At 65.8% G+C, this 14,286-nt stretch carries 13 protein-coding genes; 10 read left to right on the forward strand and 3 right to left on the reverse strand.

Features of this window, described 5'->3' with window-relative positions:
- The first annotated feature begins 242 nt into the window (after positions 1 to 242).
- Positions 243 to 2,846 (forward strand): TonB-dependent receptor, encoded by a 2,604-nt coding sequence (locus AC1RJ5_RS01225; RefSeq protein WP_493111274.1) that lies wholly within the window; start codon positions 243 to 245, stop codon positions 2,844 to 2,846.
- Positions 2,846 to 3,667 (forward strand): hypothetical protein, encoded by an 822-nt coding sequence (locus AC1RJ5_RS01230; RefSeq protein WP_493111276.1) that lies wholly within the window; start codon positions 2,846 to 2,848, stop codon positions 3,665 to 3,667. The genes AC1RJ5_RS01225 and AC1RJ5_RS01230 overlap by 1 nt, the downstream gene beginning before the upstream one ends.
- Before the next feature lie 188 nt (positions 3,668 to 3,855).
- On the opposite strand, the gene AC1RJ5_RS01235 is transcribed toward AC1RJ5_RS01230, so the two are convergent.
- Both AC1RJ5_RS01235 and AC1RJ5_RS01240 read right to left on the reverse strand, forming a co-directional pair.
- On the reverse strand, positions 3,856 to 5,076 hold the full coding sequence (locus AC1RJ5_RS01235) for an NADP-dependent isocitrate dehydrogenase (RefSeq protein ID WP_184165813.1): 1,221 nt from the start codon (positions 5,074 to 5,076) through the stop codon (positions 3,856 to 3,858).
- 81 nt (positions 5,077 to 5,157) lie between these two features.
- Positions 5,158 to 5,775, reverse strand: coding sequence for a class I SAM-dependent methyltransferase (locus AC1RJ5_RS01240; RefSeq protein ID WP_184165816.1), 618 nt, complete (start codon positions 5,773 to 5,775; stop codon positions 5,158 to 5,160).
- A gap of 154 nt (positions 5,776 to 5,929) precedes the next feature.
- On the opposite strand from AC1RJ5_RS01240, the gene AC1RJ5_RS01245 reads away from it, so the two are divergent.
- From AC1RJ5_RS01245 to AC1RJ5_RS01255, 3 genes are all read left to right on the forward strand, one after another.
- Entirely contained in the window at positions 5,930 to 6,310 is a 381-nt protein-coding gene (locus tag AC1RJ5_RS01245; protein ID WP_493111278.1) for a hypothetical protein, read from the forward strand.
- 108 nt (positions 6,311 to 6,418) lie between these two features.
- Positions 6,419 to 7,147, forward strand: a complete 729-nt coding sequence (locus AC1RJ5_RS01250; protein ID WP_184165822.1) for a phosphatidylserine decarboxylase — start codon at positions 6,419 to 6,421, stop codon at positions 7,145 to 7,147.
- Between the two features lie 59 nt (positions 7,148 to 7,206).
- The gene (locus AC1RJ5_RS01255; RefSeq protein WP_493114608.1) at positions 7,207 to 7,989 is read left to right on the forward strand and encodes a CDP-alcohol phosphatidyltransferase family protein; all 783 of its coding nucleotides are present in this window, start codon (positions 7,207 to 7,209) and stop codon (positions 7,987 to 7,989) included.
- On the opposite strand, the gene AC1RJ5_RS01260 is transcribed toward AC1RJ5_RS01255, so the two are convergent.
- Entirely contained in the window at positions 7,925 to 8,143 is a 219-nt protein-coding gene (locus tag AC1RJ5_RS01260) for a hypothetical protein (RefSeq protein WP_342248932.1), read from the reverse strand. The two genes, AC1RJ5_RS01255 and AC1RJ5_RS01260, sit on opposite strands and share 65 nt — an antisense overlap.
- Positions 8,144 to 8,364: 221 nt before the next feature.
- On the opposite strand from AC1RJ5_RS01260, the gene AC1RJ5_RS01265 reads away from it, so the two are divergent.
- From AC1RJ5_RS01265 to AC1RJ5_RS01285, 5 genes are all read left to right on the forward strand, one after another.
- Positions 8,365 to 8,832 (forward strand): hypothetical protein, encoded by a 468-nt coding sequence (locus tag AC1RJ5_RS01265; RefSeq protein ID WP_269575441.1) that lies wholly within the window; start codon positions 8,365 to 8,367, stop codon positions 8,830 to 8,832.
- Between the two features lie 154 nt (positions 8,833 to 8,986).
- Positions 8,987 to 9,784 carry a 30S ribosomal protein S2 gene (gene rpsB / locus AC1RJ5_RS01270; RefSeq protein ID WP_342248933.1) on the forward strand — a complete coding sequence of 266 codons (798 nt, stop codon included), beginning with the start codon at positions 8,987 to 8,989 and terminating at the stop codon, positions 9,782 to 9,784.
- Between the two features lie 216 nt (positions 9,785 to 10,000).
- Positions 10,001 to 10,933, forward strand: a complete 933-nt coding sequence (gene tsf / locus AC1RJ5_RS01275) for a translation elongation factor Ts (protein ID WP_269575439.1) — start codon at positions 10,001 to 10,003, stop codon at positions 10,931 to 10,933.
- Between the two features lie 377 nt (positions 10,934 to 11,310).
- Positions 11,311 to 12,072 (forward strand): hypothetical protein, encoded by a 762-nt coding sequence (locus AC1RJ5_RS01280; protein WP_269575438.1) that lies wholly within the window; start codon positions 11,311 to 11,313, stop codon positions 12,070 to 12,072.
- Positions 12,073 to 12,207: 135 nt separating this feature from the next.
- Positions 12,208 to 14,154 carry a glycoside hydrolase family 84 protein gene (locus AC1RJ5_RS01285; protein WP_493111280.1) on the forward strand — a complete coding sequence of 649 codons (1,947 nt, stop codon included), beginning with the start codon at positions 12,208 to 12,210 and terminating at the stop codon, positions 14,152 to 14,154.
- Positions 14,155 to 14,286 lie beyond the last annotated feature (132 nt).

Here is a 14,286-nt window from a genome sequence, read left to right on the forward strand (position 1 = left end):
TTCAAGCCCTGTCCCCCTTTTCGAAACCGATATGTGCCCGGAACTCTTTTCCGGTCCCGCGCCGCCATGCGCAATGGGCAATGTCACCCCCGCATAAACTATTGCTGCGTCGCGGAACTGTCGTGTTTCCGCAACGCCATCGTCATCGCCGTCCCCGATGGGCGCGGCGGGGGCATGCTGCAACTGCGAAGCCCCCGCTGCGCGCGCCGCCTGGCGCCTGCCAAGGATTGGGGATCGACAAAATGCATACGGTACGCACGCTGGGAATGCTCGGCATTTCGCTGCTTTCCTTCACCATCGCCAACGCGGCGCACGCGCAGAGCGCGGTGAGCGCGGTGAGCGAGGGAAGTGACGGGGAAGAGATCGTCGTCACCGGCCAGCGCGCCAGCCAGAAGCGCGCGATCGAGGCCAAGCGCGACGCGATCGGCATCCTCGACGTCGCCGCCGCCGACGAGATGGGCCGCCTGCCGGACCGCAACGTCTCCGAAGTCGTCGAGCACCTTCCGGCGGTGGGCGTCACCTATGACCAGGGCGAGGGCCGCTATGTCGCGATCCGCGGCGTGCCGTCGAACCTGAACGGCTACACGCTGAACGGCATGGAGATCGGCAACCCCGACGGCACCACCCGTTCGCTGCCACTCGACATCGTCTCGGGCCAGCTGCTCAACCGGGTCGAGGTCGCCAAGGTCAAGACCGCCGACATGGACGGCCAGGGCATCGGCGGCGCGATCAACCTGGTCTCGCAGACCGCGTTCGACTTCAAGGAGGCCTTCGCCTTCTCGGCCAGCGCCAAAGCCGGCTATCAGGAGCTGAACAAGAAGGTGCCGGTGCAGGGCGACGCCAGCCTCGCGGCGCGCTTCGGCGCCGACGAGCAGTTCGGCCTAGTGCTGGGCGTCAGCTATTCCTATCGCGACTTCAACAGCGAAGGCTTCTACCCGGACAACTGGAAGCCCGATGCGCGGTTCGCGCGCGGCGGCACGCCCGACAACATCAAGTACACCGAATATTCGCTGGCCCGCCGCCGCCTGGGCGGCACCGGATCGTTCGACTGGCATCCCAGTGATCGCCAGACCTTCTATGTCCGCGGCTTCTATTCGAAGTTCACCGAGGACGAGATCCGTCCGCGCTACCGTCTGGACTTCACGACCACGGCCTTCACCGTCAATCCCGACGGCCTGACCGGCTTCACCAACGGCGTGGCGAGCAGCGCCACCGGCACGCCTGGTTCGGGTCCGGAGCGCCGCGAGGACCTCCGCCTCGACTACAAGGCCAAGTGGCTGGCCAGCGGCATGGTCGGCGGCACGACCGATTTCGGCGGCTTCAAGCTGGCTTATGAGGGCGGCTACAGCCGCAATCAGACGCTCGACCAGTTCCCGATCTGGCAGTTCCGCTGCAACCCGGGCCGCGTCACCTTCGACTTCAGCGAGCCGCTGTACGTGGCAAAGCCCGATGCCGAGTGCGCCGCGAACCAGCTGCAGTTCCGCCAGTATCAATATTCGCACCAGCTCAACGACGAGACGATCTGGCAGGGCAAGGTCGACGGCACGATCGATGTGCGCGACATCGGCTTCATCAAGTTCGGCGCGAAGTACCGCAATACCGACCGCAAGTTCGACCAGGACACCCCGACCTGGGTGCGTGCTTCGGCAACGGCGAACCGCTGGACGCTGGGCCAGTACAGCCTGGGCGGTGCGGCGGTGTGCGTATATCCCGACAACACCGGCCGCTGCTTCAGCAACGGCCCGACCTTCAACATCCCGGCGCTGCAGGCGTTCACGGCCCAGCACCTGGGCGACGCGCTGATGCCGCTCGACGCCGCGACCACGCTCGCCAACAACAGCCTGTCCGACTTCCGCCTGAAGGAGAAGGTGTGGGCCGGCTATGTGATGGCCAATCTGACGTTCGGCGCGGTCACCGTGACGCCGGGCGTGCGCTACGAGCGCACCAGCCTGGACGATCGCGGCAATGCGCTGCGTGGCGGCACCGCGATCGTGCCGGTGACGGTCAGCAACAGCTATGACGACTTCCTGCCGTCGCTGATCGTCAAGATCGCGCCGTCGGACCAGGTGATCGTCCGCCTGGCCTATTCGCGCAGCCTTGGCCGGCCGGAATATTCGAGCCTCAACCCCGGCGGGTCGATCAGTGCGCTCGGCACCGACAACAGCGCCTCTTTCGGCAATCCGGACCTGAAGCCCTATCGCGCAGACAATCTCGACGCGACGGCCGAGTGGTATTTCGCGCCGGGCGGCCTGTTCAGCGTCGGCGCCTTCGCCAAGTTCATCAAGAACCCGATCTTCAGCAAGGCCACGGTGCTGACAAACGCGACGATCCTGGGCGTGACCTATCCCACGATCAGTGTGAGCCAGCCGTTCAACGCCGATCGCGGCGACATCATCGGCATCGAGGCGCAGTACCAGCAGCAGTTCACCTTCCTGCCGGGCCTGTTGTCGGGCCTGGGCGTGCAGCTGACCGGCACGCTGACCGACTCCAACCTGAGGCTGCCCAACGGCCGCACCTCGACCTTTCCGAGCCAGTCGCGCTACCTCTACGGCGCCGAGCTGTTCTACCAGCGCGGGCCGGTGGAAGCGTCGATCGCCTATCACAATACCGGCCATGCGCTGCTCGCCGTCGGCGATCCCAGCTACAACGACCAGTATAATGACGATCTGCGCCGCCTGGATGCCAAGGCCAGCGTCGCGATCCTGAAGGGCGTGCGCATCTTCGCCGAGGCGCAGAACCTGACCGACGAGCCGACCCGCCAGTATCAGGGTGGCAACACCAACTGGATCATCCAGAACGAGCGCTATGGGCGGACGTTCTACATGGGCGTGTCGGCGAAGTTCTGATGCTGATCGCCTCGATCCTGCTCCTGGCCGCCGCACCCGGCGGCCAGGACGCATCGCCGCCGGCGCGCGAAGCCCCCGTGCTCGCGCCGGCCGAAGTCACCGCGCGCTGGGATGCCGAGGAAGCCAAGCAGGGCGTCGTCGCCGATGCCCGGCATTTCTATGCGATCAGCAACAATCTGATCGGCAAGTACGACAAGAAGACGGGCAAGCGCATCGCCCGCTGGGAGGGCGACAAGCGGCTCTACCCGCACATGAACTCCTGTGTGATCGACGGTGCGATGCTGGTGTGCGCCGCGTCCAACTATCCCGCCGTGCCGATGGCGAGCGCGGTCGAGTTCTTCGACACGCGGACGATGCAGCATGTGAAGAGCGTCGCGCTGGCGCCGTTCCCGGGCTCGCTCACCTGGATCGAGCGCAAGGGAGACACATGGTGGGCGATGTTCGCCAACTATCCGGCCGATCACGGCGGCGAGGGCGGGCGCGACCATCGCTGGACGGTGCTGATAGAGCTGGATGCGCAATTCCAGCCGCTCCGCTCCTGGCATTTCCCGCCGGAGCTGCTCGCGCGGCTCGCGCCGATGAGCAGCTCGGGCGGCTCCTGGGGCAAGGACGGGCTGCTCTATGTGACCGGGCATGACCGGCCCGAGCTTTATGCGGTGAAGCTGCCCGAGGCGGGCACGCTGCTGGAATGGGTGGCGACGGTGCCGATCTCGACCAATGGCCAGGCGGTGACCTGGGACCCGGTGCAGCCGCGCACGCTCTGGTCGATCGAGCGCAAGGCCCGGCAGGTGGTAGCCAGCCGGGTGCCGGTGGTGCGCTGAGCTTTCCGTTCCCCGGCGAAAGCCGGGGCCCAGGGTAACCGAGCGAGACGGCAGAGAAACCCTGGGCCCCGGCTTTCGCCGGGGAGCGGTAGGGCTCTGGGAGGCAACGCTTGGGCACCATCTCTGGCAGGCAAAAGAAAAGGGGGAGCGTCGCCGCTCCCCCTTCGCATTTCCGGTGATGCCGAGGATCAGGCCCAGGCGGCCATCTTGGCTTCGAGGTTCTCGCGGATCGCCTCGAAGAACTGCTCGGTGGTCATCCAGGGCTGGTCCGGACCGATCAGGATCGCGAGATCCTTGGTCATCTTGCCGCTCTCGACGGTCTCGATGCAGACGGCCTCGAGGGTCTCGGCGAACTTGGTGACGTCCGGGGTGTTGTCGAACTTGCCGCGGAACGACAGGCCCTGGGTCCAGGCGAAGATCGACGCGATCGGGTTGGTCGAGGTCGCCTTGCCCTGCTGGTGCATGCGGTAGTGGCGGGTGACGGTGCCGTGGGCGGCTTCCGCCTCGATCGTCTTGCCGTCCGGCGACATGAGCACCGAGGTCATCAGGCCGAGCGAACCGAAGCCCTGCGCGACGGTGTCCGACTGGACGTCGCCGTCATAGTTCTTGCAGGCCCAGACGAACTTGCCCGACCACTTGAGCGCCGAGGCGACCATGTCGTCGATCAGGCGATGCTCATAGACGATGCCGGCGGCCTTGAACTTGTCGGCGAACTCGGCGTCGAAGGTCTCCTGGAACAGGTCCTTGAAGCGGCCGTCATAGGCCTTGAGGATCGTGTTCTTGGTCGAGAGATACAGCGGCCAGCCGCGGTCGAGCGCATAGTTCATGCTCGCCTTGGCGAAGTCGCGGATCGACTCGTCGAGGTTGTACATGCCCATGGCAACGCCGGCGCTCGGGAAGTCGAACACTTCATATTCGAGCTCGTCGCCATTGGTGCCGACCCACTTCATCGTGAGCTTGCCGGCGCCGGGGACCTTGAAATCGGTCGCGCGATACTGGTCGCCGAACGCGTGGCGGCCGACGACGATCGGGTCGGTCCAGCCCGGAACCAGCCGGGGAACGTTCTTGATCACGATCGGCTCGCGGAACACGACGCCGCCCAGGATGTTGCGGATCGTGCCGTTCGGCGACTTCCACATCTTCTTGAGGCCGAATTCCTCGACGCGGGCTTCGTCCGGGGTGATCGTGGCGCACTTCACGCCGACGCCGTACTGCTGGATCGCCTTGGCGGAATCGATCGTGACCTGGTCGTCGGTCGCGTCGCGATTCTCGACCGAGAGATCGTAGTATTTCAGGTCGATGTCGAGATAGGGCTTGATCAGGCGCTCACGGATCCATTCCCAGATGATCCGCGTCATTTCGTCGCCGTCGATCTCCACGACGGGCGTTGCAACCTTGATCTTCGCCATTGCTCGCTGTTCCTTTTAAGGGGTTTGGCGAGCGTCTAGGAGGATGGGGCGGGGGGATCAAGCCCGCCCCGGCAACCGGTATCAGTCGTTCCAGGCCCACCACAGCTGCGCGGGCGGAATATTGATCCACTCCATCGCATGATCGATGTGCGACCAGTGCGGGGTGAGGAAGTTCTTCACGCGCGGGTTGTACTGGTAGACCAGGAATGCGCCGCCCTTGCGGATCACCTCGCGGGTCGCCTTGGCGATCGCGTCGCCCACGCCCGGGGGCAGGGTCGAGAAGGGCAGGCCCGAGGCGATATAGTCGGCATGCTCGAAGCCATGCTCGGCGATGATCTGCTTCACGTCGGCGGCCGAGCCCTGGACCGCGATCAGGCGCGGATCGGGGATACTCTGCTTCAGGTAGCGGATGAAATCGGGATTGGTGTCGATCACGATCAGCTTGCCGTCGGCCGACAGCTTGTCGAGGATCGGGCGGGTGAAGGTGCCGACGCCGGGGCCGTACTCGACGAAGAGCTTGGTGTTCTCCCAGTCCACGGGCGCGAGCATCTTGTTGATCGTGAAGCGCGACGAGGGCGCGACCGCGCCGACCATCACCGGGCGCTTCAGGAAACCGCGGAAGAACATGCCCCAGGGCGACGGCGTGCCGGCAGGGCGGCGGTTACGCGTACGGGCCTTCGCGGCGGTGGAAGCGGGCATGGGCGACCTTATTACAATTTCAGGACAGTCGCCCGCATTTGGGCAATTCGAGCGAACATGCAAGCGCAGCGACTGCATTTCACCGCATCAGCAGGCGTTCAGCTGTGGGCAAGTCCCGGTTCGGCACGATGGAGGCGTAACGAAGGAGGGTGGCGTGATCGGATCGGCGATGATGTTGTGGCTGGCCGGGCAGAGCGTCGCCGCGCCCGAGCTGATCAGCAGCGCGGACAGGTTCGCGCCGATCGGCGACGCCGCGCTGGTGGCGCTGGCGAAGACGCCGTTCGATCCGAAGAGCGATCGGCGCAAATGGGTGCTGGCCGTGGGCCTGCACCGGGGCGTGCAGGTGGTGGCGAGCTATGTCTGCTCGGACGTCTGCCCCGACTATACGAAGCGAATCATCCGCTACAACCTGCGCGCCGGGCCGGACTGCGAGGCGGCTGGCGGCGTCTCCAAGGCGCTTGCCGTGCCAATGGGGATCGGCGTGGGGCAGCGGCTCTACTGCCTGCCGGCAGTGATCGCGGCGCTCCAGGACTAGTCGGGCTTGCCGCATCGATACGCGGCATATTTTCCGGGAAATAGGCGACGGGATGCGCGTTTTGTCAGGTGCGTTGTGTTCGCTGCAACAGGGAGCTAGAGCCTGCCGATGGCATCCATGGACAAGCCCCCGCTCGGCACCCCCACGATCAAGTGGCGTTTTCCCGACATCCACCCCGAGGGCCGCAAATATGTGGCGATCGCGGCGGCGATCGCGCTGCTCAGCCTCTTCGTGTTCGATTTCATCACCTGGCCCCTGGTGTTCCTCACCTTCGGCGTCGCGGCATTCTTCCGCGATCCGATCCGGGTGACGCCGCAGGCCGAGGGCGTGCTGGTCGCGCCGGCGGACGGCCTCATCACGATGATCCAGCGGGTGGAACTGCCGCCCGAGCTCAAGGGCGCGCAGGCGCTGGGCGAGGCGCCGATGGTGCGCGTGTCGATCTTCATGAGCGTGTTCGACGTCCATGTGAACCGCACGCCGATCACCGGCACGATCCGCCACGTCATCTATATCTCGGGCCGTTTCCTCAACGCCGACCTCGACAAGGCGAGCGAGGAGAATGAGCGCCAGCACTTCATCGTCGAGGACAAGAACGGGCTGCGCATCGGCTTCACCCAGATCGCCGGGCTGGTCGCGCGGCGCATCGTCAGCTTCACCAAGCCGGGCGACATGGTCGTGGCCGGCCAGCGTGTCGGCCTGATCCGCTTCGGCAGCCGCGTCGACGTGTTCCTGCCCGAGGATTATGTGGCGCAGGTCACGCTCGGCCAGCGCACCATCGCCGGCGAGACGATCATCGCGAAGAAGGGCGGCGCGGCCGTCACCGGCATCTCGCAGTGAGTGACCGGCGCGGCGACACACGGTTCCCGCGCACGCTCCGGCCCCGTCGCATGCGGCGGATGCGGCCGGTGCGGGGCATCCCGCTGCGCGCCATCGCGCCCAATACCGTCACTGCGCTGGCGCTCTGCTCGGGCCTGACCGCGATCCGCTTCGCCATCGACGGCAAGTGGGAGCTGGCGGTGCTGATGGTCCTCATCGCCGGCCTGCTTGACGGGATCGACGGCAAGATCGCCCGGATGGTGCGCGGCGAGAGCCGGTTCGGTGCCGAGCTGGACAGCCTGTCCGACGCGATCTCGTTCGGCGTCGCGCCGGCGCTGATCCTGTATCTGTGGTCGCTGCAGACGCTGGGCCGGTTCGGCTGGATGATCGCGCTGATCCACGCGCTGTTCTGCGCGCTGCGTCTCGCTCGCTTCAACGCGCAGATCGACGCAGAGGAACAGCCGCACAAGTCCGCCGGTTTCCTGACCGGCGTGCCGGCGCCGGCTGCCGCGGTGCTGACGCTGCTGCCGCTCTATCTCTGGCTGTTCACCGACGAGCCGCATCTGCGGATGCCGGTGGTGGTGGCGCCCTGGACGGCGTTCATCGCGGTGCTGATGATCTCGAGCGTGGCGACCTTCGCGCCGCATGTCCGGCTCAAGCAGCGCATCCGCTTCGAGGCGATCGCCGTGCTGGTGGTACTGGTCGCGGCCCTAGTCGCAGCGCCCTGGCCGACGCTGGCGGGGATCGCGATCCTCTATCTGGTCTCGATCCCGTTCAGCATGCGGAGCTATCGCCGGATCAAGCAGCTTCGCGCAGCGGGAACGCCGCAGGGCGGCGCACCGGAGTCGCATAGCGGACAGTGACGCGGCTCGGCACCAGCTCGGGCAGCGGCTGGACGAGATTGCTGCCGATCAGCTCGCGCATGCGGGGAAGCGCGGCGACGATCGAGGAGACGATCGTCCAGCCGGCAACGGCGAAGGCGGCGGCGAACAGCAGAACGATAAGCAATGCAGTCATCACTTGGCTCCCAAAACGCGCCGAACTTGGCGAGAACCCTGCGATTCCAACCTTTTGGCGCCCGCTGACGTTCCCTGTCCGCGTTGTGAACTCGTTATGTTCCGTTAACGTTCCATTGTCAAGCGCATGTTCTTCGCTTGTTCCAATGCCGCGAAAGCGCGTGCTTGCCAGCATGTCCGGCTTGTCGATAGCATCGTGGCAATAAGGGGGAGGGACATTTCATGCGACTGAAGATCCTGGCCGCGATGGCGGCTGTGACGACGCTGTATGCCGATGCCGCCGCGGCGCAGGCGATCAACCTCCAAAGCTGTCCGGCGACGAAGCTCGAGGCGAGTTCGCTGATCTCGAAGCTCAAGCAGAATGGCGAGGCGCCGGGCGGCACGCTTTCCTTCGATACCGGCAATCTGCGCTTCCAGGGCGATCCGGTGCAGGGCCTGTACACCAACCGGGATACGGGCTGGCTCCATATCCGCCTGCCGCGCGGACCGTCCGCCTATGCGGCGGTGGTACGGGCGGCGCATGCGGCCGACGCCGCGCGGGTCAATTGCGACGAACCTGACAAGGGCTGCTATATCCGCATGAACGACAAGCGTGCCTGGGGGCTCTACAGCCTCGACTTCTCGACCTTCGAGGGGCGGTTCGTGAAGGAAGGCGAGCCGGACGGGCGCTACCTGATCTGCTTCTATTGATCTGATTCCCTCCTATATGAACAGCCTGGTTGCGTTCCTGCGCGCTTTCGCGTAGGGGCGCCGCCTCAACCCCGCATGGGAAGCATCATAACCCGGTGCCGAACGCCGTTCGGTCACTCGCTTCCCAGAGGAACAACCGGAAGGAGTTATCCCTATGGCGGCACCTGTCGTCTCTCTGCAGCAGCTGCTCGAATCGGGCGCGCACTTCGGTCACCAGACCCACCGCTGGAACCCGAAGATGAAGCCCTACATCTTCGGCGAGCGCAACGGCGTTCACATCATCGACCTCTCGCAGACCGTGCCGCTCTTCGCGCGCGCGCTTGAGTTCGTGAACTCGACCGTCGCCGCCGGCGGCAAGGTGCTGTTCGTCGGTACCAAGCGCCAGGCCCAGGAGCCGATCGCCGAGGCAGCTCGCCGCGCCGGCCAGCACTTCGTCAACCACCGCTGGCTGGGCGGCATGCTCACCAACTGGAAGACGATCTCGCAGTCGATCAAGCGCCTCAAGACGCTCGAAGAGCAGCTCGGTGGCGACACGCACGGCCTGACCAAGAAGGAAGTGCTGCAGCTCACCCGTGAGCGCGACAAGCTCGAGCTCTCGCTCGGCGGCATCCGCGACATGGGCGGCCTGCCCGACGTGATGTTCGTGATCGACGCGAACAAGGAAGAGCTGGCGATCAAGGAAGCCAACACGCTCGGCATCCCCGTCGTCGCGATCCTCGACTCGAACGTGAGCCCGGACGGCATCGCCTTCCCGGTTCCGGCGAACGACGACGCCTCGCGCGCTATCCGCCTGTACTGCGAAGCGATCGCCATCGCGGCGACCCGCGGCAACCAGGACCGCCAGGCGAGCTTCGGCGTCGACCTGGGCGCCCAGGAAGTCGCTCCGGTCGAGCCGGCGCTGACCGAGACCGCCGAGCAGGCAGTCGAGGGCGAGCGTCAGATCGACGCGTAAGCTTGTAACTGATTGTCTCCGAACTGACATAGGCGCGCATTAGGCGCCCGGTCAGTTCGGAGCGTCACCCCATCCCCGTTCGGGCTGCGCGTGTCGAAGCCCCGTACTTCTTCTCCCGTGCCGGGCCAAAGAAGGCGGCCCTTCGACAAGCACAGGGCGAACGGGGATTGATTTATCGGCCGTGCCACGGCGCGGCCTAACCAAGAGGAAAGAAACATGGCCGAGATCACCGCAGCAGCCGTGAAGGAACTCCGCGAGAAGAGCGGCGCGGGCATGATGGACTGCAAGAAGGCGCTGACCGAGACCAACGGCGACATCGAAGCCGCAACCGACTGGCTGCGCACCAAGGGCCTCGCCGCCGCCGCGAAGAAGTCGAGCCGCACCGCAGCCGAGGGCTTGGTCGGCCTGGCCGTTGCCGGCACCAAGGGCGTTGCCGTCGAAGTCAACTCGCAGACCGACTTCGTCGCCAAGAACGACATCTTCCAGACCTTCGTTCGTGACGTGACCGCGGTTGCGCTCGAGCTGGGCGACGACATCGAGGTGATCAAGGCGGCTCCGCTGCCGGCCGGCACCGTCGAGGAAGTGCTGACCAACAACATCTCGACCATCGGCGAGAACCAGGTTCTGCGCCGTGCCAAGCAGGTGCAGGTCTCGCAGGGCGCGGTGATCCCGTACGTCCACAACGCGCAGGCCCCGGGCCTGGGCAAGATCGGCGTGCTCGTCGCGCTCGAGAGCGATGCCGGCGTCGATGTGCTTGAGCCTCTCGGCAAGCAGATCGCGATGCACGTCGCGGCTGCCTTCCCGCTGGCGCTGTCGGTCGAGGACCTCGATCCGGAAGTCGTCGAGCGTGAAGCCGCGATCCTGCGCGAGAAGAACGCCGAGAAGATCGTCGGCAAGTCGGCCGAAGTCGCTGAGAAGATCCTCAACGGCCCGATCGAGAAGTTCAAGAAGGAGAACGCTCTCCTGACCCAGCTTTTCGTGATGGACGGCAAGACCCCGGTTCAGGACGTGATCGCCAAGGCGGCCAAGGACGCCGGCGCTTCGATCGTGCTGAAGGACTATGTCCGCTTCCAGCTCGGCGAAGGCATCGAGAAGGAAGAGAGCGACTTCGCTGCCGAAGTGGCTGCGACCGCCGGTCTCACCAACTAAGGTCTTCCCGGACCTGATGCGCGGGCGCTGTCACCCCAGGGTGGCGGCGCCCGTTTGCATTTCGGCGATTATCCGTCGTCCGCGGCAGGGGGGCTGCAATGCACCGGTCGATCTTGCGGTGTCGGATGCTGGCGGTAAGCTCGTCTACGTTGTGTAACGCGGAGTGTTCGGCAATGCGGTTGGGGTGGGGCGCGGTTCTTGTCGCCATGGCGCTTGCCGGCTGCGACGGTGGCGGGAGCACATCTTTTCCCGCGCCGACACCGACGCCCACTACCACGCCGGCGCCCACACCTACCCCCAGTCCCAGCCCCACACCGACTCCCACGCCGGCGGCCTATGAGACCGCGTTCGATTTCTCGCGGAATCGCACCATTCCGATGTTGTTCTTCAATTATCCCCAGGGCTTCGAGTATGAGGTCGGCAAGAAGCCGCAGCCCTACATCGTGGATGATTTCCATTTCTCCCAGGATCCTGCCGCCGGAACGGTCGAGATAGGATATGGATATGGCGCTGTGGGAATGTCCTTGGGAGATTTCCACTTCTTCTATCGGGCAAATCCATACAACGGTGTTTTGTATAATTCTCGGGCCGATATCCTGCGTGCGGATACCAATACCGGCCCCTATTCGCGCCGTGCGGTAGTCATTTTTCCCGTCGCCGGCATCCAGTACGCCGCCACGGGCGAGGGGAATAAGCCCGTCGCCGGAGCGGGGGGATATTTCGAGAGAATGCTTCTGGGCGCCCGAACCCGGCCGGGGGATGCGCCCGCAGCCGCCACGCTGACTTATCCCATTGCTCCGGACAGCTACAAGACGCTGGGCAGCTCGGGCGTCGAGACGCTCCTGTATCCTTCAGGCAACCTGGTCGTGAACACGGCGACCAGGGCAGTCGGCGGTACGATAACCGTTCCTTCGCTGAGCGGCGGACCCGCGGTGCACCTGACCATCTCCGGAACGCTCAATGCAGCGGATCTGAGCCTGTCTGGTGACGTGACGAATGATGCATCGATGCCGGCGGGATCCTTTGCGGGCTGGCTGTTTGGTCCGTCCGCGACGGAAGCCGGCATCCTCATTCAAGTTGCCAACACGAAGACCGTTCAATCCTATTTCTTTCCGGTGGTGGGCAAGCGCGCGTCCTGAGCGGGTCGCTCCCGATCGGTGGCAGCCCTTTGCGTTTCACATTGTTGCGCAGGGGCGGGTGCTGCCGCAATCTCTCGACATTGTGCGCTTGGTTTCCTACCAATCTAATACCTTTCACCGGCAGGAGCCTGTTCAATGCGAGAATCCCGTTCCCTTCGTGCTGCTGTTCTGGCCCTGGCGATGGGAAGCGCGATGCCGGCATTGGCCCAGGTCTCGACCGCGCCCGCGATCTTCCCCGCGCCGGTGTCGCTGCGCCTGTCGGGCCCGAGCGTCGCGCTGGGCGATGCGGTGGTTCTGGTGCGCGAGGCGGGTGCGGATGCAGCGACCGAGAAGCTGGTGCGCGCGGTCCTGACCGAAGCCGGCGTGAAAAACATCCGTGTCGAGACGGTGCTGCCGAAGCGGCTCTATCTCACCCATGTCGTGATCGGCGGCGCCGGGGGCGCGGCGGTGCGTGACGCGCTGGCGCGGACCGGCGGCGAAGTGCCGGCCAAGGCCGAGGGCTATGCGCTGGCGAGCGCCGCGCAGGGCGACGGCGCGCTGATCGTGCTGGCGGGCAGGGATGGCGACGGCCTCTACCATGCCGCGCAGAGTCTGCGGCAGATCGTGGCGCGCGGGCGCGTCTCCTCGTTGGTCGTCTCCGACTATCCGGCGATGCCTGTGCGCGGCTCGATCGAAGGCTTCTACGGCAAACCCTGGTCGATGGCCGAGCGCGAGGACCACATCGCCTTCCTCGCCCGGTTCAAGGCCAATACCTATATCTACAGCCCGAAGGACGATGTGTTCGCCCGCGACAAGTGGCGCGATCCCTATCCGGCCGACACGCTGAGCGCGCTGGGCAAGGTGGTCGACGTTGCCAATCGCGAGCATGTCAACTTCGTCTATGCGATCTCGCCGGGGCCCTCGATCTGCTACAGCGACGCCGCCGACCTGGAAGCGGTGCGCCGCAAGTTCGCCGCGCTGCGCGGGCTGGGCGTGCGCAGCTTCTATGTCGCGCTCGACGACATCGAATATACCAAGTGGAACTGCCCGGCCGACGAGGCGGCGTTCGGCGCGCCCGGCCAGAAGGCTGCCGCAGCCGCGCAGGCGAAGCTGCTCAACGCGGTGCAGGCGGACCTGACGGCGGCGGGCCATGGCTCGCTGACCATGGTGCCCACCGAATATTACAACACCACGGAATCGCCCTACAAGGCGGAGTTGCGCAAGGCGCTCGATCCCCGCGTGGTGGTGCAGTGGACCGGCACCGATGTTGTGCCCGCCTCGATCTCGGTGTCCGATGCGAAGAACGCCACCAAGGCATTCGGCCGCAAGACGCTGCTCTGGGACAATTACCCGGTGAACGATTTCGGCGAGACCACCGGGCGGCTGCTGATGGCCCCTTATGACCGCCGCCAGGCCGGGCTTTCGGCGGAGCTGAGCGGTATCGTCTCCAACCCGATGAACCAGGAAGTGGCGAGCCGTCCCGCGGTGGCCGGCCTGCTGGCCTTCTCGTGGAACGACCGCGATTATGACGTCCAGCGCACCTGGCGCGCGGCGGCGCTCGACCTGGCCGGCGGCGATGCCGGGACCGCCGAGGCACTGCTGACCTTCTTCGATACCCAGCATGTCGCGCCGACCTTCGGTCACCTGCCCTGGCAGCCCCAGGCGCCGAAGCTCCGGGCGTTGATCGATACCGCGCGCGACGCGCTGGCCGACAACGACCCGCACGCGATCGAAACCGCGCTCATCGACCTAGGCGAGGCGGCGGACGCGCTGGCGGCGGCGCCTGACCGGATCCGTGCCGGGGTGGTCGTGCCCGGCTTCGTGCGCGAGACCGGGCCGTGGCTCGATGCCGCGCAGCTCTGGGGCCGTGCCCTGCGCCTGACCGTGGACGGCCTGGCTGCTGCCCGCGCCGGCCAGCCGGGCGCCGCGCGCTATTTCGCCGAGGCGACGGAACTGACGAAGAAGGCCGCGGCGATTCGCTCGATCGCCGGCGCCACCCGCTTCGAAGGGCCGGTAAAGGTGGCGGACGGCGTGCTGGACAGCTTCATCAGCGACGCGCCGGGCCTGATCTACGTCGCTCCGGCGCCTTCGCCGAAGGACTGATCGCGCCGGAACCGGCATCGTCCACAGCTGTTACCGTTGTCACGAGCGGGCGCATGGCAAATAGGCCGTGCGCCCGCTTGTCCCTTTGGGCGCGCTCCTCTAGGGTCCGCGCCGCTTCCCCGTATCCGGCGT

The sequence above is a fragment of the Sphingomonas sp. GW822-FHT03G08 genome (genome assembly GCF_058801135.1).

Bases quoted from the DNA above. Each gene is read 5' to 3' on its own strand.
- AC1RJ5_RS01225 (WP_493111274.1), top strand. From the start codon at position 243: ATGCATACGGTACGCACGCTGGGAATGCTCGGCATTTCGCTGCTTTCC.
- AC1RJ5_RS01230 (WP_493111276.1), top strand. From the start codon at position 2,846: ATGCTGATCGCCTCGATCCTGCTCCTGGCCGCCGCACCCGGCGGCCAG.
- AC1RJ5_RS01235 (WP_184165813.1), bottom strand. From the start codon at position 5,076: ATGGCGAAGATCAAGGTTGCAACGCCCGTCGTGGAGATCGACGGCGAC.
- AC1RJ5_RS01240 (WP_184165816.1), bottom strand. From the start codon at position 5,775: ATGCCCGCTTCCACCGCCGCGAAGGCCCGTACGCGTAACCGCCGCCCT.
- AC1RJ5_RS01250 (WP_184165822.1), top strand. From the start codon at position 6,419: ATGGCATCCATGGACAAGCCCCCGCTCGGCACCCCCACGATCAAGTGG.
- AC1RJ5_RS01255 (WP_493114608.1), top strand. From the start codon at position 7,207: ATGCGGCCGGTGCGGGGCATCCCGCTGCGCGCCATCGCGCCCAATACC.
- AC1RJ5_RS01260 (WP_342248932.1), bottom strand. From the start codon at position 8,143: ATGACTGCATTGCTTATCGTTCTGCTGTTCGCCGCCGCCTTCGCCGTT.
- AC1RJ5_RS01265 (WP_269575441.1), top strand. From the start codon at position 8,365: ATGCGACTGAAGATCCTGGCCGCGATGGCGGCTGTGACGACGCTGTAT.
- rpsB (WP_342248933.1), top strand. From the start codon at position 8,987: ATGGCGGCACCTGTCGTCTCTCTGCAGCAGCTGCTCGAATCGGGCGCG.
- tsf (WP_269575439.1), top strand. From the start codon at position 10,001: ATGGCCGAGATCACCGCAGCAGCCGTGAAGGAACTCCGCGAGAAGAGC.
- AC1RJ5_RS01280 (WP_269575438.1), top strand. From the start codon at position 11,311: ATGTTGTTCTTCAATTATCCCCAGGGCTTCGAGTATGAGGTCGGCAAG.
- AC1RJ5_RS01285 (WP_493111280.1), top strand. From the start codon at position 12,208: ATGCGAGAATCCCGTTCCCTTCGTGCTGCTGTTCTGGCCCTGGCGATG.